Source organism: Candidatus Omnitrophota bacterium (assembly GCA_028717245.1).
Lineage (GTDB): Bacteria > Omnitrophota > Gorgyraeia > Gygaellales > Profunditerraquicolaceae > JAGUYA01.
In genome coordinates this window covers 39817-65236 of sequence record JAQUOD010000009.1, presented here as the reverse complement: position 1 = coordinate 65236, position 25420 = coordinate 39817, and the positions used below count along the sequence as shown (strand labels likewise).

Below are 25420 nucleotides of genomic sequence, written 5' to 3'. Positions count from 1 at the left end.
CCTGCGTAGCCATTATAATGTCCTTTCCTGCCATATGATCCTCCTTTGGAAAGGATCATTATAGCAACTTTGGAACAGGACATTTTTGCTTTGCTAAAAGCGGACATTATTGTATTGCGATTACAGGAAAGCGCTTTCTTTCTTTAAATACCATAGCGAGGTACAAACGAATGGAGATTTTAGCGGGTGGCATGGGGATGCCTCGAGCCAAATTTGGCGAGAGGCGCCCCATGACAGGACCCGCTAAAGATATCTATTTCTGTTTTTACAAAACCCCTAATACGCAATCTTTAACTATCTTTTTTAATCTCACCCGGATGAGTTGATTTTTTAAATCTTGGCCGGATTTCACTAAAACTTTTATATAATTATCAGTATGGCCCTGCCAGTATCCCTTATCCTTTGTATGATGGCCCTCTATAAGCACATCCATATCCTGATTAAGGAATTGCTTTTTATAAATCAGGCTTGATTCCCTAGCGATATCTTTTAGCAGAGAAACCCTTTCCTTTATCTTAACAGGGCTAACCTTGTCTTTGAAATTATAAGCAGCCGTGCCTGGCCTGGGGCTGTAAGGAAAGATGTGCGTTTTTAAAGGGCATATCTTTTTCACCAGGCCAAGAGTATTTTTAAAATTAGGCTCCCCTTCTCCCGGAAAGCCTACCAGCGCATCGGTAGTGATGGCTATTGCCGGAATACGGCGCCTTATCTTACGGATGAGGTTTAAATAATCCTGACGGCTGAATTTACGGTGCATCTTTTTTAAGATTTTATCGTCTCCGCTTTGTAGCGGTATGTGTAAATGGCGGCATAACTTTTGAGATCGCGCCATTCTCTCAATTAATTTATCCGAAACATCGCTTGCCTCTATGGAACTAAGCCTGATACGTAATAACCCCTCTATATCTTCTATGGCCTCAATCGCATCTACTAAATTTACCCCGTTAGAAATCTTGTTTTCGTTTATTATAGCTTTGGTATTTCTAGCGGGGTTTACGCGTTTTTTGAAATCCCTGCCAAATGCGCCCAGGCAGATACCGCACAGGACTATCTCTTTGAAGCCATTTTTAATAAGCCCCTTAGCCTCCCGGGCAATTTCATCCAAAGGCTTGCTCTTTAAAATACCTCTTACCAAAGGGACCTTACAGTAGGAACAGAAATTATCGCAGCCATCCTGAATCTTTAAGAAGGCACGGGTATGATTTTTAAAACTAGTAATGCCCGCGCCGTTAGGCCCGTGAGGTTTGTTATGCCCGCCTAATAATTCAGGAATCCTATCTTTGTCTTTATTTTTAACAATATGGGTTACGCCGGGAATCTTATTGATTTTTGAGCTATCTAATTCGGCATAACAACCGGTAACTATGATTCTGGCTGCGGGGTTTAGGCGATGGCTATAATGAATAAGCTGGCGGGATTTACGGTCAGCGCGGGAGGTTACCGTGCAGGTATTGATTACGTAGATATCGGCCCTGCGGCCATCTTCTATTTCTTTAAAGCCGGATTTACGGAAACTCTCCCTGATGCTCTGGGTATCATATTGATTTACCTTACAACCTAAAGTAAAGAACCTAACTGTCGGCATATAATCTGATAAAACTTACTGCCGCTACCGCAGCAGTCTCCACGCGTAATACCAAATCCCCTAATGACACGGGTAAACAGCCTCTGCTTTTAGCAAAATCAAGCTCCTCTTGCGTAAAATCTCCTTCAGGCCCGATGAGCACCAATATATTTTTAGGGTTAGATTTAATGATAGTTTCTCTTAATGATTCCCGTTCTCCTATAAGAGCGGGTATCAATTTCAAGTCAAAACCCTGCGCATCGGATAAAACTTCCCTTATGCCTTTTACCGGTCCTATCACAGGAAAACCGTTCCTATGGCTCTGCAGGCTAGCATTAAGGGCGATCTTTTCCCAGCGTTTGAGCCGCAATATTTTTTTACGCTTATCCAGTTTTATAATCACGCGCTCGGTCTCCATAGGGATAATCCTCTCCACTCCCAGCTGGGTCAGCTTATCGATGACCCCATCCATATGGGATGCTTTAGGTATGGCGCAGGCCACTGTAATTCTTATTTTCTCCATCTCTTTTAAACCGGGCGCGGTTTTCTCCCATATAGCGAAAACTAAACTCTGGGGCAATATTTTCTCTAAAATACAGCAATATTCAATTCCCTTATCATCAAAGATAATTACTTTTTCTTTGATTTTAAGCCTTAAAACATCCCTGGCATGATGGACCTGTTCTTTGTTATCAACTATTATTTGAACAGATGAAATATTTTGCGCAGGAGAGTATAGCCGATGCATTTAAAGTGCCCTGATAATTAAATTCAGGCCCAAAAACACAATAACCAGGCCGCAGATAAAATTAAATATAGAAGAATAGGATGCCTTTATATTCGCCAGGAAACGCGGGATCAAACCGGCAAGGATAACTAATAATATCAGGGGCGAAAGAAATGTACCCGCGCCAAAGGATAAGGTATAAAGAAGGTTTGAAGACCAAAGGTGCGAAATCAAGCCTATATAAGAGAATATGGCCAGAAGCGGAGCGCAAGGCAGCAGGCCGATGATTAAACCCAGAATGACGATATTCTTTTTATCGTGTTCCAGCATATTCTTATATAAAGGCCGCCAAAAAGGTAATTCTATTTTTTTGCCTAAAGCCAGAAATACACCCATTACCGCCATAATTACTCCCCCCGATATGAAGAGGTATTTAGAAAGGCTGCCCAATAATCTTTCTATCATAAACCTGCTCAAAAAGAAGATCATCAGGCTTAAAACCAGGTATGCGCATATCCTGGAGAAAGAAAATAGAAGATAAGTTATCATACTGCCGGGGACATTCTTTTTTGTTCCGGCAATATAGCTGATGAGAAATGGCCCGCAACTGGCTAAGCACGGGCCAGAGCCGAATATTAGGCCAGTAAGGAATAAAGAAAGCATTATTTTAAACATAATTTTAGTAATGCCTATTTCGCACCGGGTGCCAATCTAATCTTGTACCGGGTGCAAAGTTAATCTTGTACCGTTTCTGAATCTAATCTTGTACCTGTCCCCTGATTATCTTTAATTAAAAGGGACAGGTACAATCTCAAATTCGCACCTGGTGCCCGATTGAATTCGCACCTGGTGCTAAAAATCTTTTTCAGAAAATACTTCGGCGCTAAAAATATAAATTTCCGTGGCCTTATCCTTCCAGGCATCCGGCTCCAATCCTGCTTTATGGCTGCAGAGATTAGAGAGGAATTCTTCTTTGGGCCAGCCGGTCTCCGTGGCTACCTGAGGCAGGAATATGCCGCTGGCAAAATCCCTCCTGATCAAAACACCATGGGTACCTAATTGAATTTCATCTATGGAGGTTATTCTTTTTAAAGGAGAAAGCACGGATATCTCTATTTCAACATCCTTGAGTTCATCAGGTTTCATAGGCTGAAAACGCGGATCTCCTGTCGCTGCCTCAACAGCCATATCCCTAATGGTAAGATACAGGGGGCCCCGCCCTATTATATTTCCGATACAGCCGCGTAATTGAGCGCGTTCATGCAAGGTCACAAAGGCGCCTATCTCTTTTAACAATACGGGATCTGTTTCATTAAGTTGCAGTTTTTTTCCGCCTTTTAAATACGCCTCTATGGATTTACGCGCAATACCCAATAGCTTTTTTCTCTGCTCTTTATTTAACATATTTAACTCCCCCTTTTCCTGATCGATAACACAACTGGCATAACCTACGGTCCAGGCCCCCTTGGCCTTCTTTCCTGTTACTATGCTGGAATCCGTATATTTTAATACTTTCAATTTATTGTGGCCTAATTCTTTGGCTAAAATTAAGGTAGAGACAACCCCAAACCCTCCGCAAAGCTGTAGTTTGCCTTCTCTTAATCCATCATATAAACCCCGGGCATCCATATCCTCAAGATAACTAAGGGTCAAATTGTCAACTACCCCTGCCTCTGCATAATCATAACCGTGATACATATCCGTGGAAGCAACTACCAAAACATCCCTGCGACTGCCTATCGCCTCTTTCAGTAAACCTGCTAATTTTTGGCAGGTAGAAAAACTGCAATCCCCCATCACAATGGGCACGATTTTGAAATTAGAAAGAACTTTTTGCAAAAAGGGCAGCTGTACTTCTATTGAGTGTTCTTTTTCAAAAGCTGCCGGCTCAAAAAAGATATTATTCTCCTGATAAAGCAAATTCTTGGTAAATTCCGTATCTATCTCTAAATCTCCTAAGGGGCTGCGGAATATTCCTTTTGGATACACGGATACGCCTTGAAAACCATACTGGTGGCTGGGTCCGATAATAATCACCGTCTTATATGGCTTATCTTTGATCAGCTTATAGCCAAAGGCAGCTACTCCCCCTGAAAAACCATAACCCGCATGCGGGGAAATCAAAGCGAATATATCGCCCTGCACTGCCTCTGGGTTTGCCTGATTCAAAAATTCGTCAATCATTTGGGATAACTGCTGCGGGTCGTCCGGGTAGAAAGTGCCTGCGGCATTGGGTTCCTGGATATCATCAGCATATAAGCTGTAAGCTGTAAGCTGTAAGCTGTAAGTAAAAAGAAGAAACAAGATGATTTTTAGGAATCTTGCCTTGCAACTTGTGGCTCTACTGCCAGACACCCGCAATTTTTTCTCCACAGAATTTACATTTCCCATTTTTTAAGTTATTCTCGGCTATGATGTAGCCAGCCCGCTTTATTACTGTCTTCTTGCACCTGGGGCAATAGGTATTTTCTGCCGGGTGGCCGGCTACGTTGCCTATGTAGACATATTTTAAGCCGCAATCTAAGGCAATGCGCCTGGCTTTTTCCAGGGTTTCTACCGGCGTGGGGTTAAGGCTTAAAAGCTTATACATCGGGAAGGCGCGGGAAAAATGTAAGGGCGTATCGCTGCCTAAATTTTCTTTTATCCAAAGGCACATCTTTGTAATAGAGCCCTCGTCGTCATTGTAGCCGGAAAGGATTAAACTGGTTATCTCTACATGCACGCCCTCCTGCCTTAATATCTTCAGGCTCTCTAATACCGGCCCTAAAGCGGCCTCGGACATCTTAGCGTAAAAATCATCGTTAAAGGCCTTTAAATCTATGTTAGCGGCATCCAGGTATTTGGCTAATTGCCGTAAAGGGGCCTCATTTATATAACCGCAGGAATGCATAATATTCTTTATGCCGTGTTCTCTGGCTATCTTGGCGGTCTCCAGCATATATTCATAGAATATAGTGGGTTCAGAATAAGTATAGGCAATGGTAGGCGAACCTGATTCCAAAACCTGCCTTATTAAATCCTGCGGCTCAAGATAAACATACTCTAATTCTTCGGGTTTTCGCTGGGAAATCTCCCAATTCTGGCAAAACTTGCACTTTAAATTACAGCCGGCAGTAGCAATAGAGAACGCGCCTGTTGCGGGCAGGAAATGAAAAAGAGGCTTTTTTTCAATAGGGTCAATGTGTATGGCTACGGGCTTTGCATAGACTAAAGTATACAGCGTGCCGTCCTGGTTCTCCCTGACGCCGCAAAAACCGCGCCTGCCGTCGGGGATTGTGCATCTTCTGGGGCACAATTGGCACTGCACGGTTTTATTCTCTAATTTTTCGTAAAAAAGGGCCTCTTTTAATTTATCCTGGGAATGGATATCTACGATAGAAGGTAAATAAAGGCTAGCGATGATTAATACAGACAAGAAAAATAAACCTGCGAATAACTTATTCGGGCTTTTCATATATTTGGTGGAGCGAGCGGGATTTGAACCCGCGACCTCTACAATGCGAATGTAGCGTTCTCCCAACTGAACTATCGCCCCATAAGATTAATTTAAGCTTAAATTTAGCACAACTTGGGTGATTTAGCAAACAAAAAGTATCTTGCTTTTTTAATTGCTAGAAACACTAGGCAGGTTGATGCAGTTGCGCAGGGTAACGCAAGGGTTATCCGGCGAAGAAGCGGCCAGGGGATCCCAACAGGCAGTGATTTCAATATCAATACAATTGCCGTCAGCATCATAGACGGCATCAAAACCAGATATTTTTTTACTCAAGACATTATTAGAAACACTCCACCAGGGGTCACAAGATTCACAGAGTTGTTCATCCCTACAATAAGGGCAGTACCAAACCTGGCATCTTCCAGCTGAAGCTTGTGTTATGTGATACCGATAAGCAATTTGCTTGTCACCGGTATCGCGCTGGCCTGAACCATTAGAATCTATCCATACTTTTATGGCTGGATCGCCGCGAATAGCAGTGATGGTGATGGGGGGTTTATCGTCCTGAACATTGCCAATTGCCTTACTGATCTCTTTTGCCATATGCTCTAAGACATAGCTAGCGTCATTCTGGAGTTTCGCCTGCCTGTCTGAAGTAGCCACATGGTAACGGGTAAAGGTATCCAGGTTGGAAAATCCCAAAACTAGAAGGCCTAAGATACTGATAGAGATTAATAACTCCAGGAGGGTAAGTGACTTATTTTGATTGGGGCTCATCCCAGGTGATAGTAACCTTTACTCTCTGCAAAGGTAGAGTATTTCCCGCAATTACAACCGGAGTAATTTCATAGGCAGGTTTGTAGGTGGTAAAGCCAAGCTTTTCTGGGCCCGGGCATTCTTCGGTTTTACCGCTCAAACAATTCTTTCCCCACAGGTCTTGTCTTACTTGATTCTGCAGAGGGGCTAAAAACAATCTCCCCAATTCCGCAGCCTGGATTTTCGAGCGGCTCTGCCCTAAACGCCTTCTGCTGGCAATAAAAACATTGGCGATACCGGCCATGACTAAGGCCAGGATAAGCACAGCTACCAGAATCTCCAGGAGGGTTAAACTTTTATTATGCATACCGGAAATCAAAGTATCTTACTGATTAAATCTCCCTAAGGGCAGTTACCGCCAACTGGCTTCGGTTCATCCAGGTTATCATCAATGGAATATTGACAGGTATTGTATGGGCTCGGAGCCGATTCCACCCTGTCCCCGTAGGCGGTAAAATCGTCTGCATCAGCAGTAACGGAATAATCCCAATTCCGCGAACTGCTTATACTTAAAGACAATTTCAAATACTTATTAATATTTTGAATGTGCTCCTGGGGGGTCGCGCCTGTTGAAGCATAATAACTTTCTGTTTCCATACGGTAGATTTTTTCGGCAGCGGCAATGAGTTTAAGGTTAGCAATTACTTCTTTACTTCTGGTGCGTTCTCCGGGGCTGGCGCCATAATGCATCACGCCTAAGGCGGCTAAAATAGCTACCACCAGAGTTACCAGCAGGAGCTCTAATAAGGTAACCCCGGGGTATTTCTGGCGAGATTTCCGGTATATTTTACTACCAGCCCGCATCACTGTTCCATTCGCCATTTATCTCGAGTCTGATATTATATGCGTTCCCTGTATAGCCTGGAGATTTGCCATTCTCGGCAGATCCACATCTGGTAGCAGTACACTCTCCAGTTCCATTCCCCCCAGCGTCGCAACTATACTTAAAATAGTACTGGCTAGTGCAAGTATCAGTAGGCAGATTTGCTTCCAAATTAGCTACTGAAGCATACTCATCTTTATCCTGAAAATAAGCAAGCTGTAGGGTACGTAACGACCCCAAATTAGCCTTGGCTTCGGCAACGCGGCTTCTTTCAACAGTGGAAGCATACTGGGTAATGCCTAAAGTAGCCAAAATACCGATGATAATGATCACTACGATTAACTCTAAGAGCGTAAAACCTTTCTTCATCTTGAGCCTCCTTTTACGAATGTATCAATGCTCCCTAAAGATTAATACCCGCCGTTTCCGGACCAGGTATCAGTGCCATTAGCAAAATTAGTAGTTAGTGAGAGGAAAAGGGCTGCTGAAGCTCCTGGTGACTTACCGCTTTCTGCTGCCGTGCAACGCGTAGCAATAGCCCGAAAAGTATCACCCCCAGTATCAGGATGAAGCCAATAATAAAAATAGTGCGTTGACGCGCATACCCTGGGAATCTGGTCAGGGTTCCTGCCAATACCAGCTGCTGCATCATTAAACCCTGTGCAAGTTCCATTCTGTAAGCGATACCCTGCGGCAGTAGCGCGGATCTGGCCTAAAATCTGCCTAGCTTCAGCGCCTCTGGCCCTCTCTGTTGCCCGGGCGTATTGCTGGATACCTAAGGTAGCCAGGATACCGATGATGATCATGACTACGATTAGTTCTAAGAGCGTAAAACCTTTTTTCATCTTGAGCCTAAATTAATACCCGCCGTTTCCGGACCAGGTATCAACACCATTAGCAAAGTTAGTAGTTAGAGTAAGGACGCGATCAACAGAAGCAGCACCCGGCTGTTTACCGTTATCAGTTCCTGAGCAACGCACAGCAGCAACAAAAATACCGTCCGCATTTACAGTATTAATGAAATAATAAAAATAGTGGGTTGCCCTGCATGCCCTGGGGATCTGGTCAGGATTCCCGCCAAGACCAGCTGCTGCATCATTAAACCCTACGCAAGTTCTATTCTGTAAATAATACCCTGCGGCAGTGCTGCGGATCTGGCCTAAAATCTGCCTGGCTTCAGCGCCTCTGGCCCTCTCTGTTGCCCGGGCGTATTGCTGGATACCTAAAGTAGCCAGGATACCAATAATGATCATGACCACGATTAACTCTAAGAGCGTAAAACCTTTTTTCATCTTGAGCCTAAATTAATACCCGCCGTTTCCGCCCCAGGTGTCATTGCCATTAGCAAAATTAGTAGTCAGAGTGAGTTGAAAAGCTGTTGAAGCGCTCGGCGGTTTACCCCTACCTCCTATGCAACGGGTAGCAGTAGCCCGCATAACGTCCGTAGTCAGATATCCGATATTAATATAATAATTAAAATAGTGTGTTGCCCTGCATCCGGTAGGGATCTGGTCAGGATTCCCGCCAATACCCGCTAATGTATCATTAAACCCTACGCAAGTTCCATTCTGTAAATAATACCCTGCGGCAGTGCTGCGGATCTGGCCTAAAATCTGCCTGGCTTCAGCGCCTCTGGCCCTCTCTGTTGCCCGGGCGTATTGCTGGATACCTAAAGTAGCCAGGATACCAATAATGATCATGACCACGATTAACTCTAAGAGCGTAAAACCTTTTTTCATCTTGAGCCTAAATTAATACCCGCCGTTTCCGGCCCAGGTATCAGTGCCCAATACAAAGTCAGTATTTAGAGTGAGTTGAAAAGCTGTTGAAGCGCCCGGTTGTTTGCCGTTAGTTCCTGTGCAACGTGTAGCAGTAAGAATAATAGCATCTGCGGTAGCGGCTGTAACCCCATACCTGAAATAGTGTGTCGCTCTGGTGCAATCTATGGGAATCCGGTCAGTCTCAGTGCCAATACCAGCCTGGTCATTCCCAAACCCTGCACAACTATTTCCATTCTGTAAGCGAAATCCTGCGGCAGTAGTGCGGATCTGGCCTAAAACCTGCCTGGCCTCAGCGCCTCTTGCCCTCTCTGTTGCCCGGGCGTATTGCTGGATACCTAAGGTAGCCAGGATACCGATGATGATCATGACTACGATTAGTTCTAAGAGCGTAAAACCTTTTTTCATCTTGAGCCTCCTTGTATAATAAACTTAACTAAATATTAATTTCTTTGTTTTAGGTGCCTGCTACCTGCTTATCTTTATACATTCGCGGCCACAAAACCGCGCCATTTATGGCGCGGATGGAGTTTGGCCGCTCAGTATTTCGCTCCAGGAAACCGCGGGCTTTAGCTCGTGGAGCTTCATTTTTTTATCCCACCTCCTTTATGTTTTTTAATTTTATCAATAATTTAATCCGATGTCAATGATTTCTTTCCTATCTCATCTGGGTGAGCTGGAATATGGGCAAAAATATCCCGGCGACCATCAGCCCGATTACCCCGCCCATAAATATCAACATCAGCGGCTCAAACATCGCGGTAAAGCGGGTCAAAAAGGTCTCGGTGTATTCCATATAAAAGGTATTAATACGCTTGAACATCTGGGGCAATTCCCCGATTTCCTCCCCGATAGCGACCATCTGGATGACCATCGGCTCAAAAAAACCGCTCTTATCTAAACTGCTGTTTAAGGGTTTGCCTTCACGCACATCCTCTTTTATCTGGCGCACGATTTCTTCCATGGTTAAACTGCTTACGCTGTGTTCGGTGATCTCCAGCGAATACAAGAGGGGCACCCCGCTTTCAATCAGGGTGGACATCTCCGAAGAAAACCTCTCTACGATAAGGGCGCGGAAAAACTCGCCAAACACCGGCAAACTCAATTGGAACCGTTCAAAGTTCCTTCTCCCTTCTTTGGTCTTGATATACCTTTTGAATATAAAAGAAAACACAACAATGATACCTATAATAACCAGAAAATATTTCTGAAGAAAGTTGCTAAAGGAGATAATTATCCTGGTGAGCGTGGGCAGGGTGACATTAAAGGACTTGAACAATTCGGCAAAGGTAGGGATGATTTTTAAGGTCAAAAAAAGCAACGCGCCGATTCCGGCAAACATCAGGATAACCGGATAAACCAAAGCAGAGACAATCTTCTTCTTAAAGGCAGCCCTTACCTCCAAATAAGTAGCTAAACGGCCTAAAACTACGGCTAAGTTTCCGCTGGCTTCACCGCTTTCTGCCAGATTAACCCATAAATCGGCAAATACGTCCGATTGTTTGGCTATGGCTTCGTGAAAACTTAAGCCTCCTTCTAAATTGCCTTCTATTTCTTTAAGCGTATTATATAATTTACGGCTGTATACCTGTTTAGAAATGATATCTATGCTCTTTAGAATCGTTACCCCTGAACCTAAAAGAGCGGCTAATTGCCGGGAAAAAATAACCAAATCATCGCTGCTAACGCGGCTATGGCGGTACCGGCGTTTTTTTTCTTTTGCTTCCGGCTTAAGAGCAGATTTTTCTTCTTTGGCTTCGGGCAGGATATTTATATTTATTACTGTTAAACCTTTTGCCTGAAGGCGGCTGGTGAGTTCATCTAAAGATACCGCTTCTTCCGAACCGCTAAGCCGTTCACCTTTATTGTCTCTGGCCGTATAAGTAAACCTTGCCATTATTCTGCCCCCAGGGTCACGGCGAGGCCTTCCTCTAAAGAAGTAATTCCGTCTTCAATTTTTTTTATGGCTGAGTCATAAAGGGTGAACATGCCTGCTTCCTTAGCCGCATCCCTGATCTTCTGAAAGGAAGCAGCCTGGCTAATCAAATTCCTGATCTGCTCATTGATTACCATTACCTCGCAAACGCAGGTCCTGCCTTTATAGCCGATTTGGCCGCATTTACTGCAACCCCTGGGCTTATAGATTAAATCCGCCTTGATTTTTACGCCTCCGGTTGCTTCTAAAGTAGGCTCATATGCCTCCTTACAATCCGGGCATAATTTTCTGACTAAACGTTGGGCGAATACTGCTAAAAGCGATGGCGCGACCATATAAGGCTCAATGCCGATATCAATAAGCCGGGTTATTGCCGAAGGCGCGTCATTAGTATGCAGGGTACTAAATACCATATGCCCGGTTAAGGCCGAACGGATGCAAATCTGGGCGGTTTCCAAATCGCGGGTCTCGCCCACTAACATTATATCCGGGTCCTGCCTTAAGAAACTGCGCAGGGCATTAGCAAAGGTAAGCCCTATCTCGGGCTTTACCTGGACCTGGTTAATCCCGTCTAATTTGTATTCTACCGGGTCCTCAACGGTCACAATATTCTTGCTCGGGCTTTTTATCTCGCTTAAGATAGCGTATAAGGTGGTGGTCTTTCCGCTGCCGGTGGGGCCGGTGATCAAAACCAGGCCATAAGGCAAATTTATGGCGCGGCGGATGAGTTCTAATTGCTTGGCCTCAAAACCCATCTGGTCCAGGTTTAAAACCACAACGCTTCTATCTAATAATCTCATTACTATTTTTTCCCCGTATATCGTAGGGACCGTAGATACCCTGATGTCTATAGGCCGGTCCTCTAACTTCACTAAGAATGCCCCGTCCTGGGGAAGGCGCTTCTCGGCAATATCTAATTTACTCAATATCTTGATACGCGAGATAATCGGTAAGTGCAGCTGCTTGGCCGGCGGCGGGATCTCATATAATTTTCCGTCGATACGGTAACGTAAAGAGATCCTTTCCTTAAAGGGTTCTATGTGGATATCGGAAGCGCGCTCATCAATGGCCTGGCGGATAATCAAATCTACGAGCTTGACTACCGGCGCTTCTTCTGCGCGGGCAATCAGCCTATCCAGGCTCAACTCCTGGTCCGTAGCTTCTTCTGCTTCGGTTTCCGAAATCTCCCTGGCCCCGCCATAAGAGGCCTCTACTGCTTCCTCAAACATTTTAGACTTGCCGTAAAAACCCTCAATACCCTTGGTAATATCAGTTCTGGTGGCAATTACCGGATTAATTTCGCAATCCGTAAGTTTTCTTAAGTTATCAATAAGGATAAGGTCCAAGGGGTCAGCCATGGCTATGGTCAGCGACCTTAAGGTGCGCGATAAAGGAAGCACCATATTCCTTAGCGCAAAATCTTTAGGGATAAGCTGCTCTAAATTCTCTCCCATGGTCGGTTTTAAGTCGCTACCCATACCATAATAGGGGATATTCAGCTGCTTGCTTAAGATGGCGACGGTCTGGTCTTCTTTGAGTATGCCTAACTTCACTAAAATTTCGCCTAAGCGCCCGCCCTCCTGCCTCTGCACAGTGATGGCCTTTTCTAATTGCGCCTCGGTGATAATGCCCTCTTTAAGGAGGAGCTCGCCTAATCTTAGATATTTTTCTCTGGCAGGCATAATTTTACCTTATTATTTTTCCAGGCTATTCAGGCTTGAATCTATGGTCATCTGACGGTTGAGTGCGGAACCAATGCTTTGTTCCCGCTTAAGATTAAGAGGCTCTATTTTTTTTACGCTGGCAAATTCTATGCTTGTATCTTTTACTATATGCGGAGTAATAAACACCAGCAATTCGCGTTCCTGGCCCGGGTCTACGTCTTTATGGGTAAATAATTTCCCGATGAAAGGCAGATCGCCCAAAAAGGGTAATTTGGTAATGGTCTGGGTTCTTTTATTGCGTATTAACCCTCCTAACACTACTGTTTCATTATCTTTGACGCAGACAATGGATTTGGTAGTCCTGGTTTCAGGATTATAAAATTTGACGCCCGAACTGCTGGTAATACCGCTGGCAGTTGCCTCGGCTACTGCCGGTACGATAAACATAGTTATCTCTCCGGTTTCTAGATTAATCTGCGGGGTAACCCGCAGAGAAACACCGGTCTCATATCTTTCTGCTTCAGTAGTAGTGCTCAGATTACCGCTCTCTCCGGAAACAGTTAGTATTTCTCCTACTGCCTCCTGGGTGGTAATCTTTATCTCTGCGGTTTCATTATTTAAAGTCAATAAGCGCGGCCGGGCTAAAAATTTTGTATCAGTCTGGGTTTTTAAAAAATCTAAGGTCACTTGATATGCGGTAGCAAAACTCATACTGCCGGGTGTCATTTGTTTTGCTGCCGCGTATGGCAGGACAGTAGAGCTGAAGGGAAAATCCGTGCTTCGCTTAGCGCCGGTTAATACAAAGGTCAAAGGCGTCTGGCCGAATTTAAGCCCTAACTTCTCGGTACTAGCTTTACTCACATCCAGCATCTCTACCTCAAGCATCACCTGAGGTATAGGCACATCCAAAGAGGCAATGACTTTATCAATAACCGGTATACGGCTAGGCAGATCAGTAACAATAAGACTATTTGTACGGTAATCTTCTACTACATAACCGCTCTCTGAAAGGTTCTTTTTTACCGCCTTAGTAATACCTACATCCTCTTCTACTGCCCATTTGCCATCGCTACTGGAACTGCTCCCTCCGCTTGAACTACTGCCGCTGCTACTACTTGTGCCTCCGGATGAACTGCTGCTGCCTATCTGATCGGACATCTCTGCTTTTAAGGAAGAGGAGGAAACCGTAGCATATTTAAGGTAAAACACCTTAGTAATGGTTTCAGTCTGGGGCTTGCCCCAGTCTTTTACCAAAAATATATTTGATTTGTTGTCCAGCTCGTAAGAAAGATTATTTGCCGTAAATAACTTATCCATTACCCCCTCAAGCGGCACTTTATCTAAAAACAAGGTTATTTTTCTGTCTTGCACTGCCTCGGAAGCAATGAAATTCAGGCCTGACTGGATAGAAAGTATTTTTAATATGTCCTTGAGGCTGGCGTCCTGAAAATCCATGGATATGGTTACGCCGGCAGCGGAAGCTATGCCTCCTTTATCGGCAACTTCCTGGGTAGCGCTTGATTCTATAGACAATAAATAAAAAATAAGGAAAAATGAAGCTCCGCGAACTAAAGCCCGCGATTTCCTGGAGCGAAATACTGAGCGGCCAAACTCCATCCACGCCATAAATGGCGCGGTTTTGTTGCCGCGAATGTATAAAAATAATCTGTTTTTTTTCATATGCTATCCCTCCTTACTGTTTCTTTTGAGAATTGTCCTGGGCTGTTGCCAAAGGCGCCCCTAAATTATATTTTTTATCCTCATATAATACCGTTACCCCGCTTTTAGAAATATCTATAATCCTGGCCCCTGCTATGGTATCCCCTATTTTTACTACCTTAGCGTTGATAATCGCCTGAGGAAAGGTACCTCCCCAGACCATTCCCTGGATAGCTAAAGCCGGTAAGGGTTTTTGCGCGGCTTCGGCTCCTCCTTCCGCTCCTATGTTTTCCTCCTGAAAGGGGTCTTTTAACTTTTCTGCTTTATACTCTATTTTCTTAGCCGGCTCCTTTTTCTCCTCTACCGAGCCTGCCTCGCTAAGGAGAAAAATAAATACGCCGATGAAAAGGCAAATTGCTGTTTTTTTTCTGAGGCAAATCATTTTTCGCCCGTAAACGCGATTATGCTTAAGGTTAAATTAACCCTTAGTTTATCCGTTGCCGGCCCACCTTTATCTGACTTCTGGCCAGATGCCCCGCTTCCCTCTGCCGGTTTTATAGTTGCTGCGTTTACAAAATAGAGGTCAGAGTAATTTTCTATTTTACTGATAAATTTTCCTACGGCATGATAACTGCCCGCATTGATAGCCAAAATAAAAGGGTATCTGGTATATAACGGATGTTTCTCTTGCGGGCCCGGCTCAATAGAAATAATTTTTATATTAGAATCTTTGGCGAGTTTAGTTATCTTATCTATAATCGCAGGCGCATTTTTTTCCATAAGCATGCCCTGGTAGGACTCAATCTTTTTCTCTGATTGGCTAATCTCGCCTAACACCCTGTTTTTGTTTAGTTCTCTATCCTTGCGCAGGTTCATTGATCTAAGGATATTGGCCTGGCTTTTATAAATACCCGCGGCGGCAAACAAAGTAAATATAATTATAACAATAGCGGGGATCTTACCCTTATATTGTTTGAATAAACTGATTAATTCTCCCTTAGGATATTCTATTTTCATTTCGTTAGCCTGCTTTTTTTATATACTGACAGGAAATAGTAAAATTAGTGACGTTTGCTTTCCCGCTCTGCATGCTTACCGCAGAAACAAGGGATACTTCCTTAAAATATTGGGCAAAGGTGGGATCCTTCTTTAAAGCTGAAACGAATGCATTCACGAGTTCCCTTTCTTTTTTGCTATCACCCAGATAAGCCATGCCCTCTAAGGTCAGTTCAATCCCTTCTGTCCCCTCCTTAGAAGATAAATTAACCAGCCATATACCGTCAGGCACAAGAGAAGGTATCACGTCCAATAGCGGCGTCAGGTAAGGCCGTTGTTTAAGGAAGTTATCCATATTTGTTATTCTCTGTTTATAATCAAAATCTACGGCTGCCAGTTCCTCATAACCTAAGTCCGGCGAAACGGTAGAAACAGGCGGCCGCGTATTTATTATATTTTTTAATTCCTTTTGCAGGGGGATCCGGCGGGATACGCTAAATAAGAAAACAGCAGCACAGACAAAAATAGAGGCCATAATTAACCTGGTATTTATCCTGAATAGGTGCTCCAGATAGGCGAAAGTGAATTGTTCCGGGATTGCTTTTTGTTCTGTCTTTTCTTTTGCCGATAAGAGATTAATCTTGACTCCCGTAGCCACTTTGGATAAAGAAGCGCTGTAGGCCTTGACAAAAGCCAGGGAAAAATGATCCGGGCTGGCCGTAATCTTATTTATATCAATAAATTGAATGCCAAAACCCGCTTCTTTCATAAAGGCTTCCAAATCATTTTTATAATCCGGGCTGGTAACAAAGAATATTTTGCTGATATTTTTACCCGGAAATTTACGTTCATAATAATCCAGGGATATCTGAATTTCTCTTTTCAACCTGCCTAAGATTATGCCGGGCTCTTCTTTTTCTTCTTTAGCAGCCTCTTTGTATCCTGCGGCAAAGGTTATATCCCGGCTGAATAAAGGAAACCCCTTCTCCATGACTATGAAGTTAGCTTCATCATCTTTAGCTACATCCACGGCGATAAGCGAAATAATGCCTTTTTCCCTGATGTTGGCTAAGTTGAATAATCTTAATATACTAAAAGCGGAATAATCTATGGAACTTATTTTCAGGCCGGCCTGTTTAAGGATATAAATATACTTATCCAGGGCTTCTTTTTTGATACCCACATAGAGGACCCGCGTCCTTTGGATAGTCTTATCCAATTGCCACTGGAAATCCGAGATAAGGTCTTCGGTCTTAAAGGGAATGTATTTTTTTACTTCGAAAAGGATGGCACTATTTAGTTCATGGGCAGGCAGGATAGGCATTTCAAAAGTGCGTACAATTAAATCTTTGCCGGAAAGGCTCACCGCCGCTTCCCTTGAATCAAACGCATTTTTAACCAATCCCTCTTTAAGCAGGGCAACTAACTTTACTTCTTCCGGGACTTTCTCCTCTAACCCTTTAGCTACAGAAACAAGCGACTGAGAAATTTGGATATTCTTTAGCGGCCGTTTCCCCGCGCTTTCTACCAGACTAATTACTTGAGGGCCAAAATATACGCCTAAGGTACTCATATGTTCTCTCCTGATAACTTAGATACGCGCCTTCTGCTCTTTAACCAGGAATCAATTTCGCGGCGGTCAAACCGCCAGACCCCGCCCACTTTAATCCCGGAAAACTTCCCCTCGTGCAACCAGTTATAAAGGGTTTGCCTTTTTAGCTTCAGGTAATCCGCTAATTCATCAATATCCATCAGCCTGGTCATCATCTTTTTCCTTATTCTTCCATAAATAATAAACGACTTAATTAAAACATAAAATACTTATTTTGTCAAGTGTTTTTTTATATAGACTTACTCAAACTTACTTATGTTTAAAATTAGTCTTAAATTAAGGCCTAATAAGATAATAATTTATTTACTTAGATTATAATAGATTTACTTAGATTATAATAGATTTTTAGGAAGGAATTAAGGGGCAGCGTAGGTGTAAGTAGTCTTGATGCTGATTTTACGGCCTATCCTGTCAATGGAAGTACCCGGAGCTCCTATAGTTATTGAGACCTTATAGGGTATATCATTATCAATTACATCACAACCAGAACTGCATAAGGTTTTAGTAACGCTGCCTGCGGCAGGTACCCAACCCGAAGTTCCCAATCTTATATTTTCCCTAGCCAGATTCATCCCTGCTAAAGCAGCATAGTAAGCCCGTATCCGGCTGGTCTGATGGTGGGTAAGCTTGTATTGGCTTAAAACAAAGCTCAGGATAATATTAGCTAAAATTACCGCTACTAAAACAGTAGCTAAAACCAGGAATAAAACTACTCCTCTTTTTTTACCCATTCTAAGTTTAAAACTTATTTTTTAGACTTACCTTGTAATCGTGCCCAAATTGCTGGACGATCACATGGCCTTCGCGGGCAAGCCAGCCTAAGCTCATCAAAATATTATCCCTGGGCTTATCAATACCCCTGGCTAAGTCCGAAAGTTTCGCTTCTCCGTGCTGGTCTAAATAATGCCAGATATCGCCTGCGACTATGCCTATTTCAGTAATCATATGTTTTGTCCTCTCTATTTATTGTAAGGTAAATGACGCCGGTGTCAACTACTTTTTTTATTATAACTGCCGCAACGGGGACAAAGAGAAATCAGGTCTTCTTTAGTGTTAACGTAGGTATAGGTGCAAACCGAACAAAACCAGATAAACTTATGGTCTAAAGATAAATCCTTGTCCTTTTGCTTCCTGCTGAATAACCAAATAAGCAAAGTTATATTCAAGACAAAAAAGATATATAATGATACGGCTAAAGAAAAATCAAGGTTAATCATTCAACGTAGACAGGTCTATTTTGGCCGTCTGCCAGTTAGCAGGGGCAAATGCCGCCTCTTGTATAAAAAGGTAATGCCCGATATAACGCATAGTCAAAAGGTCTACTTCCAGGTTCCCGGAGGAAATTTTTCTCTTAATCAACACCGAATTTCTTTCGGCGGCGGGGATTATCGCAAACATGAGTTCAATGTGTGCTACCTGCCTGTCTTTAAAATAAAGGGCGAAATTATATGGCAGCTTTGGATAAAATATAATTGGGGGTTCTTTCCTGGGGGTTAAGGTTATGCGCGGTTTCAATTCCTTTATAAATACTGCCTTATCTTCAGAAGAAGTTAAGGTTACCTGCGGTTTTGCATAATCCCTGGCCTCTGGAAACGATTCATGGTTTATTTTATCTAACAGCAGCATCTCGGTTTTTTGGGCCGCTGCTATGGCCCTCCTGTTGCTTATCAGAGGATTAGGGCTATCCGTTAAATCACGAACGCGCAAGATGGCCCCCCTGAAAGAAATATTCGTAAAATCCGCCTGGGGAACCTTTGGCCCGAAGGAAAAACTAAACAGGCTGAATAAGGTGAGGTGCCCCGCAAACGAGATAAGTATGGCCTGTTTTAAAAAATATTCCGTCATTCCTGGTTTGTGGCAATATTAACCTGGGCCACGCCTAAATCCCGGCATAAATCCCAGATCTCAACTATCCTGCCTAAAGATGCCCTTCTATCTGCCTTAATCATAATCCCCTGCTTTGCTTTTGCTACTTGCTTAAGCAGCGTCTTTAATTCGGCGCTGTTTACAACCTTGCCGTTTAAGTAAACGATATTTTCGCTGGATATGATTATTTCCGTATTCTCGTACTTGACTGCTTCGCTGGTTACTGCTTTAGGCAGGTTTACCTTTATGCCGGGCTGCATGACAAAACTGGAGGTGAGCATAAAGAATATCAATAACTGAAATACTATATCTATTAAGGGAGCGATATCTATCTGCTTGAGCCCGTGCTCTAATTCCATATGGCGTCTAAAATGCATATTTAATCTCCTTATTCAGTAAGAAAATTAACCAGCTCCGTAGATGCCTTCTCCATCTCCAGGATAAAATTATTTATCCGGTTAACCAGATAATTATAGGCAATGAACGTCGGTATGGCTACGATTAAACCCGCCACGGTAGTAAGCAACGCCTCCCAGATGCCGCCGGCTAAGTCGCCGGGAGAAACAGGATGAAAGGCCGTAGCCTTGGCCTGAATGGTCTGAAAACAACGCACCATTCCCGTGACTGTCCCTAAAAGGCCCAGAAGCGGGGAGATATGCGCTATAGTAGCCAGCATAGAAAGATTCTTCTCCAAACGGGGGATCTCGTACAAAGACGCATCTTCTATAGCTTCTTTAATCTGAGGCCGGGAGCGGTCATATTTTAAAATCCCCGCCTTTAGTATATGCGCAATGGGGCTTTTGGTATTATCGCATATCTCCAAGGCCTCCTTGACCTGGTGGTGTTTCATCTTTTCTAAAATACTGCTTAAAAATTCCTGGGTATCTATTTTTATTTTATGCAGGTGCCAGGCCTTCTCCAGGATTATGGCTAAAGCAAAAATGGAACATAAGAGTATCGGCCACATCACCGGGCCTCCCGCTGAAAACACCTCCCACAAACCCATCTTGTACAAATCCATATCTACCTCCTTAATATAGCGATGGTTGTATCAAAGTATCAAGGTATCAAGTATCAAAGTTTCTTCTTTGACACTTTGATACACTGACACTTTGACACAATTATTTTGCGTGCGCCTTTATCCAGTCCATCCTCTCTTGGGCGTATTTTGCCTCTTCTACATCCATGGCCCGGATTCTTTTGTAAATATTAACCGCTTCTTTAAAATTCTCTTTATCTTCATAAATCGCGGCTATCCTTAGAAGCGATTTTACCGCTAAGTTGTTATTTTCCGCATAAAGGTAGGTAACTTTCAAGTACTCTTCGATAGCCTCGCTGTATTCACCCTGCGCCTCTTTAGTCTCTGCTATCTTAAATTGGATATCCGCCATTTCTCTCGCCGGGACTACATCCAGGCTCTGGTTATAAAAATTTATTGCTTCATTATAATTACCTGACTTACGGTAGAGGCCTGCGATCTTCGGATAAATCAAAGTTGCGAGATTAGCGTATTCCCTGGCTACGTCCTTATACATCTTCAGGGCCAAATCGGTTTTGCCTTGTTTGGCATATATATCCGCTATGGCAATACCGGATGTGCCGGTGAGGTCGGATTTACCTAATTCTGCTGCCTTCTTGAAATTTGCTATGGCTTCTTCATACTTGCCTTCCTCTGCGTAAGTAGAACCTAAAATATAGTAGGCATCGGGGATTAAATTACTCTTGGGAAAGTCCTGTATTAGCGAGGAGAAATACCGGCGCGCCAGGCCCAGGTCATCATGCCTGTAATAGTACTCCCCCAGCCACCACATCACTTCCGGGGTGAGCCGGGAATCGGGATATTTGGAGCGCAATACCTTAAACCTGTCCATGGCCTCTTTTTCATTCCCAAGCTGGTAGTAGCAATCGGCTATCTCGTATTCGGCCTTCTGGACTGACTCCGTATCCTGGTTGTAGTTCCTGATGATATCTTTAAAGACCTCGATAGCCTGCGCAAATTCACCTAAATTATAGAGGCTGCTCCCTAAAAGATACATGCCTTGGGGCCTTAAGGCGCTCTCTTTAAATTCATCCTTAAAATTTTCGAAGATTTCCTTGCTGGAGTTATAGTCCTGTTTTTGAAAATAAGTTATCCCCAAGGCATAAGCTGCCTCATCGGATAATTTCGAATTAGGGAAATTGTTTTTCAGGCTCTGGAAAGCCATGATCGCTCCGTCGTAATTATAGGTCTTCAGTAAACTGTTGCCTAACTGATATTGCACGTAATCGTTATATAACGTATCCGGATAATCCTTTAATATGGTATCGTATGCCTCAATTGCCTTGACGTATTCTCCCGAGTCCTGGTAGGCATCGCCTATCTGGCAGAGCGCGGCTACCTTAATCATCTTATCTTCAGTGTGCCTGGCAATCTTCTGGAATTCGTCTATTGCTTCTTTGAATTCCCCCTCTTTTAAAAATGCCCAGGCCAGGCCGTAATGCAGCTTGTCAATGCTCTCCTGGGGTATGGATGCCGATATCTTGTCTAATGCCTCTTCGTATACGCCTATTGCCTCTTTATATTCGGAAATATTATAAAGCGTTTCAGCCTTGCCCAGATAACCCTGAATTAAAATAAGCGGGTCAGAAGATACCTTTAATAATTCATCATACGTATCTTTGGCCTGGGTAAATCTCTTAGTCTCTGCGGATAAAAGCGCTTTGCCTAATAACAGGATATCCTGCCCCTTTTTCTCCAGTTTATCGGGTACGATGCCTGAAAACGTATCCTGGGCTTCCTTATATTTTTTTGATTTCAGGTAGGCCCAGCCTATGCCTAACTTAGAGAGCGCCTGTATTCTTTCGTCATTAGTATTGGCTATGGCCTTGGAATATTCATCAATGGCCTCACTGAAATTGTTCAAATAATAATCTGCTTCGGCCAGATAAAAATAAATATAAGCGGTGCGCGCGCTATCCTTAGGGTAGGCCTTCATATAAGATTGCAGCCTGTCTTTGGTGCCGGTGTAATCCTTCAGATTATAGAGGCACTCCGCTATTTTAAACGCGGAATCCTGCGCCTGAGGCTCCTTGGGGAATTTCTCCTGTGTGATTTTAAAGTATTTCACGGCCTCGGTAAAATCGGATTCCTGGAACAAACACCAGCCTAAGGAATAATAGGCATAAACGGAATAAGAAGATTTCGGGTAACCCTCAATTATCATCCTGTAATACTGGCCTGCCTTGGTAAAATTATTGCCTTTAAAATGCACTTCGGCGATCCAATAGAGGACTTCGTCCTTGATATTCTGCGCGGGAGGCCAAGTAAGGAGCCCTTCAAACTTGGCTAGGGCATCTAAGAACCTATTCTGGTGATAATAGCACTGCCCGATTAAAAGGTTCGCTTCTGCTGCCCTGGAAGAAGCAGGGTAATTCTTTAAGAAACGCTCAAAGAGCCCCAAGGCTACGTCATAGAAGCCGTCTTCAAAGGCCTTCTCGGCGACAAAGAGCGCCTCTTCTTCCTTGGAGGAATCCTGGGCATGTAAGCTGTAAGCTGTAAGCTGTAAGCTGTAAGCGAAAATAAAAAGAAAAGGTAAAAGAATTCTAAGAGATTTAAAAAATTGATTTTTGAGTTTATTCATGATTAAAACTATATCACTTCTTTATTCTTTCTTCAATACTTTTCTCAAAAATTGCGCCGTGTATGACTTGTGGTTATTAAGCAATTCCTCGGGGCTGCCGCTGGCTACGACCTCGCCTCCTTTTTCTCCGCCTTCAGGGCCCAAGTCAATGATGTAATCAGCGCACTTTATTACCTCCAGATTATGCTCAATCACGCAAATAGTGTTGCCTTTATCCACTAATCTCTGCAGGACAGAAAGAAGTTTTTCTACGTCAGCAAAGTGTAATCCGGTAGTAGGCTCATCCAAAAGATAAAGGGTTTTGCCTGTCGAACGCTTGCTAAGTTCTGAGGCAAGTTTAACCCGCTGCGCTTCACCGCCCGATAAAGTGGTTGCGCTCTGGCCAAGTTGTATATAACCTAAGCCCACTTCAAAAAGATAGCTCAAGATGCCCTTTATCTTTGGGATATTGGCGAATAAATCCAGCGCCTCCTCCACGGTCATATCCAAGACTTCGGCAATAGATTTACCCTTATATTTCACCCCCAGGGTCGCCTCATTAAAACGCCTGCCTTTACAGACATCGCATTTTACATAGACATCGGGGAGAAAATGCATCTCAATCTTTTTTATGCCGTCTCCTGCGCAGGCCTCGCAACGGCCGCCTTTAACATTAAAAGAAAACCTGCCCGGTTTATACCCCTTAATGCGCGCTTCGGGGAGCCTGCTGAATATATCCCGGATATGGCTAAAGACTCCGGCATAGGTGGCCGGATTTGAGCGCGGGGTCCTGCCGATAGGAGACTGATCAACGACAATAACCTTGTCAACGTATTCTACGCCCGTAATCTTCTGATGCAGCCCGGGTTTTTCCCTGGATTTATATAATTTTTGTGCGAGGCTGCGATACAATATCTCATCGATGAGAGTAGACTTACCCGAACCGGATACCCCCGTAACGCAGATAAAGACACCTAAGGGGAATTTTACATCTATATTTTTCAGGTTGTGCTCCCTGGCACCCTTAATCTCCAAGAACTTCCTTTTCTGCCAGGGCCTCCTCTGTATAATTTTACACGCCCTGAGTTCACCTCTAAGATATTTTGCAGTAAGAGAATCTGAACGTTTTAATAAATCCTCCCTGTCCCCTGAGAAAACTATTTCTCCGCCGTGCCTGCCTGCGCCCGGGCCTAAATCTACAATATAGTCAGCTGCCAGTATCGTAGCTTCATCGTGTTCTACGATAATCAGGGTATTACCCAGGTCCCTTAAGGTCTTCAGGGTAGAAATTAATCTGGCGTTATCCCTCTGGTGCAGGCCGATACTGGGCTCATCCAATATATATAATACACCTACTAAGGCCGAGCCTACCTGCGTAGCCAAACGGATACGCTGCGCTTCGCCGCCGGAGAGAGTGGCGCTCTTTCTGTCTAAAGTGATATATTCTAAACCCACATCAATACAGAATTGCAATTTCCGGATTATCTCTTTTAAAGCCTGATGCGCGATTATCTTCTGCCTTTGTGTCAATTCCAACGTTCCAAAAAATTGGCGCGCTTCTTTAATGGACATCGCCGTGACTTCCCAGATATTCTTGCCGCTAATCGTAACGGCCAGGCTTTCTTTTTTTAACCTTGCGCCCCGGCAAACCGGACAGGGGAGGCTAGACATAAACTTAGATATCTCTTCTTTCAGGTAATCGCTTTCGGTCTGATGGAATAATCTTTCCAGGTTAGGGATTACCCCCTCAAAAGGTTTTCCGCCGGCATTTATATCAGCCCCGTAAAGTATGGCCTTCTGCACATGCTTGCCTAATTTCTTAAACGGCGTATCCAAATCAAAACCCATTGTAAATGAAAGTTCTCGGATGAGCCAGCGGTAATAAAGAATATAGCCCCTGCCGCCCCTCTTCCAGGCCTCGATGGCGCCTTCGTTTATGGATTTATTCCTATCAGGGATGATTAAATCCGGGTCAAATTCTAACTTAGTGCCTAAGCCATGGCAGGCAGGGCAGGCGCCATAGGGTGAATTAAAAGAAAACATCCGCGGCTCAACCTCAGGATAACTGATGCCGCATTTGGTACAGGCATATTGTTCGCTAAAAACTATATCAGTTTGCCGGTTTGTCGGTTCGCCGGTTTGTCGGTTCAACCGGCCAACCGGCGGACTAGCTAACTGACTAACTATCGCAATGCCTTTACCTACCTTAAGCGCTGTTTCTATGGAATCGGTGAGCCTGTTTTTTACTTCGGGTTTGATGATAAGCCTGTCTACCACTACTTCGATATTATGGATATTGTATTTCTTGAGTTTAATCTTTTGAGGTAAATCGTAAATTTCGCCGTCTACCCGCGCCCTGACAAAACCGGCTTTCTGAATCTGGGCAAATATGTCTTTATATTCTCCTTTTCTGCCTCTGACTAACGGCGCCAATATCTGGATATCAGAACCCTGTGATGAGGCCATAACTCTCTCTACTATCTCCTGTGCGCTCTGCCTCTCTATGGGTTGTCCGCACTGATAACACAAGACCTTACCGATACGCGCAAAAAGGATCCTCAAATAGTCGTAGATTTCAGTCTGGGTCCCTACGGTAGAACGGGGATTGCCTCCGGCAGTCCTCTGTTCAATAGCTATGGCAGGGGATAATCCTTCGATATATTCTACGTCGGGTTTCTGCAGTTGCTCTAAAAACTGGCGGGCATAGCTGGAGAGGCTCTCTACGTAACGCCTCTGGCCCTCGGCATAAATAGTATCAAAGGCCAGGCTGGATTTACCCGAACCGGAGAGGCCCGTAATAACGATAAGTTTATTCCGGGGTAATCTTAGGTTTATATTTTTAAGGTTGTGCTCTTTAGCGCCTTTGATAATAATAGCGTCTTCCATAGAAGTAAGATTATACCAAAAAAGAAAGCCCCTGTAAATTAGAGATGAGACCATTTTA

At 43.8% G+C, this 25420-nt stretch carries 28 protein-coding genes and 1 tRNA gene; all 29 read right to left on the bottom strand.

Features of this window, described 5'->3' with window-relative positions; genetic code table 11:
* Positions 1 to 265: 265 nt before the first annotated feature.
* The 29 genes from mtaB to uvrA all read right to left on the bottom strand — a co-directional run bounded on the left by mtaB (position 266) and on the right by uvrA (position 25362).
* Positions 266 to 1585 (bottom strand): tRNA (N(6)-L-threonylcarbamoyladenosine(37)-C(2))-methylthiotransferase MtaB, encoded by a 1320-nt coding sequence (gene mtaB, locus PHV44_06310; protein ID MDD5592884.1) that lies wholly within the window; start codon positions 1583 to 1585, stop codon positions 266 to 268.
* On the bottom strand, positions 1572 to 2312 hold the full coding sequence (locus tag PHV44_06305; GenBank protein MDD5592883.1) for an RsmE family RNA methyltransferase: 741 nt from the start codon (positions 2310 to 2312) through the stop codon (positions 1572 to 1574). Before PHV44_06305 ends, mtaB begins: the two co-directional genes overlap by 14 nt.
* A complete protein-coding gene (locus PHV44_06300; GenBank protein ID MDD5592882.1) occupies positions 2313 to 2966 on the bottom strand; it encodes a sulfite exporter TauE/SafE family protein in 654 nt (217 codons plus the stop codon).
* A 177-nt stretch (positions 2967 to 3143) separates the two neighbouring features.
* Positions 3144 to 4664: an AmmeMemoRadiSam system protein B gene (gene amrB / locus PHV44_06295; protein ID MDD5592881.1), complete on the bottom strand. Its 1521-nt coding sequence runs from the start codon at positions 4662 to 4664 to the stop codon at positions 3144 to 3146.
* Positions 4633 to 5745: an AmmeMemoRadiSam system radical SAM enzyme gene (gene amrS / locus PHV44_06290; GenBank protein ID MDD5592880.1), complete on the bottom strand. Its 1113-nt coding sequence runs from the start codon at positions 5743 to 5745 to the stop codon at positions 4633 to 4635. The genes amrB and amrS overlap by 32 nt, the downstream gene beginning before the upstream one ends.
* Before the next feature lie 5 nt (positions 5746 to 5750).
* Positions 5751 to 5826 (bottom strand) — tRNA-Ala (locus PHV44_06285).
* Between the two features lie 69 nt (positions 5827 to 5895).
* The gene (locus PHV44_06280; GenBank protein ID MDD5592879.1) at positions 5896 to 6504 is read right to left on the bottom strand and encodes a prepilin-type N-terminal cleavage/methylation domain-containing protein; all 609 of its coding nucleotides are present in this window, start codon (positions 6502 to 6504) and stop codon (positions 5896 to 5898) included.
* Entirely contained in the window at positions 6485 to 6850 is a 366-nt protein-coding gene (locus PHV44_06275) for a type II secretion system protein (protein ID MDD5592878.1), read from the bottom strand. Before PHV44_06275 ends, PHV44_06280 begins: the two co-directional genes overlap by 20 nt.
* 35 nt (positions 6851 to 6885) lie before the next feature.
* On the bottom strand, positions 6886 to 7365 hold the full coding sequence (locus tag PHV44_06270; GenBank protein MDD5592877.1) for a hypothetical protein: 480 nt from the start codon (positions 7363 to 7365) through the stop codon (positions 6886 to 6888).
* Positions 7334 to 7735 carry a prepilin-type N-terminal cleavage/methylation domain-containing protein gene (locus tag PHV44_06265; protein ID MDD5592876.1) on the bottom strand — a complete coding sequence of 134 codons (402 nt, stop codon included), beginning with the start codon at positions 7733 to 7735 and terminating at the stop codon, positions 7334 to 7336. Before PHV44_06265 ends, PHV44_06270 begins: the two co-directional genes overlap by 32 nt.
* Before the next feature lie 41 nt (positions 7736 to 7776).
* Positions 7777 to 8211: a type II secretion system protein gene (locus tag PHV44_06260; GenBank protein ID MDD5592875.1), complete on the bottom strand. Its 435-nt coding sequence runs from the start codon at positions 8209 to 8211 to the stop codon at positions 7777 to 7779.
* 12 nt (positions 8212 to 8223) lie between these two features.
* Positions 8224 to 8658: a prepilin-type N-terminal cleavage/methylation domain-containing protein gene (locus PHV44_06255; protein MDD5592874.1), complete on the bottom strand. Its 435-nt coding sequence runs from the start codon at positions 8656 to 8658 to the stop codon at positions 8224 to 8226.
* 12 nt (positions 8659 to 8670) lie between these two features.
* Complete coding sequence (locus tag PHV44_06250) at positions 8671 to 9105, bottom strand: prepilin-type N-terminal cleavage/methylation domain-containing protein (GenBank protein ID MDD5592873.1); 435 nt, start codon at positions 9103 to 9105, stop codon at positions 8671 to 8673.
* 12 nt (positions 9106 to 9117) lie between these two features.
* Positions 9118 to 9552 carry a type II secretion system protein gene (locus tag PHV44_06245; protein ID MDD5592872.1) on the bottom strand — a complete coding sequence of 145 codons (435 nt, stop codon included), beginning with the start codon at positions 9550 to 9552 and terminating at the stop codon, positions 9118 to 9120.
* A gap of 250 nt (positions 9553 to 9802) precedes the next feature.
* A complete protein-coding gene (locus PHV44_06240) occupies positions 9803 to 11041 on the bottom strand; it encodes a type II secretion system F family protein (GenBank protein MDD5592871.1) in 1239 nt (412 codons plus the stop codon).
* Positions 11041 to 12762 (bottom strand): GspE/PulE family protein, encoded by a 1722-nt coding sequence (locus tag PHV44_06235; protein MDD5592870.1) that lies wholly within the window; start codon positions 12760 to 12762, stop codon positions 11041 to 11043. The genes PHV44_06240 and PHV44_06235 overlap by 1 nt, the downstream gene beginning before the upstream one ends.
* A gap of 12 nt (positions 12763 to 12774) precedes the next feature.
* Positions 12775 to 14424, bottom strand: a complete 1650-nt coding sequence (locus PHV44_06230) for a secretin N-terminal domain-containing protein (GenBank protein ID MDD5592869.1) — start codon at positions 14422 to 14424, stop codon at positions 12775 to 12777.
* Positions 14425 to 14437: 13 nt separating this feature from the next.
* Positions 14438 to 14845 (bottom strand): hypothetical protein, encoded by a 408-nt coding sequence (locus PHV44_06225; protein ID MDD5592868.1) that lies wholly within the window; start codon positions 14843 to 14845, stop codon positions 14438 to 14440.
* Entirely contained in the window at positions 14842 to 15420 is a 579-nt protein-coding gene (gene pilO, locus PHV44_06220; GenBank protein MDD5592867.1) for a type 4a pilus biogenesis protein PilO, read from the bottom strand. Before pilO ends, PHV44_06225 begins: the two co-directional genes overlap by 4 nt.
* Before the next feature lie 4 nt (positions 15421 to 15424).
* Positions 15425 to 16972: a pilus assembly protein PilM gene (gene pilM / locus PHV44_06215; protein ID MDD5592866.1), complete on the bottom strand. Its 1548-nt coding sequence runs from the start codon at positions 16970 to 16972 to the stop codon at positions 15425 to 15427.
* The gene (locus tag PHV44_06210; protein ID MDD5592865.1) at positions 16969 to 17166 is read right to left on the bottom strand and encodes a helix-turn-helix domain-containing protein; all 198 of its coding nucleotides are present in this window, start codon (positions 17164 to 17166) and stop codon (positions 16969 to 16971) included. Before PHV44_06210 ends, pilM begins: the two co-directional genes overlap by 4 nt.
* Before the next feature lie 201 nt (positions 17167 to 17367).
* Positions 17368 to 17742 (bottom strand): hypothetical protein, encoded by a 375-nt coding sequence (locus PHV44_06205; GenBank protein MDD5592864.1) that lies wholly within the window; start codon positions 17740 to 17742, stop codon positions 17368 to 17370.
* A gap of 7 nt (positions 17743 to 17749) precedes the next feature.
* A complete protein-coding gene (locus PHV44_06200; protein MDD5592863.1) occupies positions 17750 to 17956 on the bottom strand; it encodes a winged helix-turn-helix domain-containing protein in 207 nt (68 codons plus the stop codon).
* A 44-nt stretch (positions 17957 to 18000) separates the two neighbouring features.
* A complete protein-coding gene (locus tag PHV44_06195) occupies positions 18001 to 18228 on the bottom strand; it encodes a hypothetical protein (protein MDD5592862.1) in 228 nt (75 codons plus the stop codon).
* Positions 18221 to 18856 (bottom strand): hypothetical protein, encoded by a 636-nt coding sequence (locus tag PHV44_06190; protein MDD5592861.1) that lies wholly within the window; start codon positions 18854 to 18856, stop codon positions 18221 to 18223. Before PHV44_06190 ends, PHV44_06195 begins: the two co-directional genes overlap by 8 nt.
* Positions 18853 to 19254: a biopolymer transporter ExbD gene (locus PHV44_06185; protein MDD5592860.1), complete on the bottom strand. Its 402-nt coding sequence runs from the start codon at positions 19252 to 19254 to the stop codon at positions 18853 to 18855. The genes PHV44_06190 and PHV44_06185 overlap by 4 nt, the downstream gene beginning before the upstream one ends.
* An 11-nt stretch (positions 19255 to 19265) precedes the next feature.
* On the bottom strand, positions 19266 to 19898 hold the full coding sequence (locus PHV44_06180; protein ID MDD5592859.1) for a MotA/TolQ/ExbB proton channel family protein: 633 nt from the start codon (positions 19896 to 19898) through the stop codon (positions 19266 to 19268).
* A gap of 100 nt (positions 19899 to 19998) precedes the next feature.
* Entirely contained in the window at positions 19999 to 22497 is a 2499-nt protein-coding gene (locus PHV44_06175; protein ID MDD5592858.1) for a tetratricopeptide repeat protein, read from the bottom strand.
* Between the two features lie 21 nt (positions 22498 to 22518).
* Complete coding sequence (uvrA, locus tag PHV44_06170) at positions 22519 to 25362, bottom strand: excinuclease ABC subunit UvrA (protein MDD5592857.1); 2844 nt, start codon at positions 25360 to 25362, stop codon at positions 22519 to 22521.
* Positions 25363 to 25420: the final 58 nt, after the last annotated feature.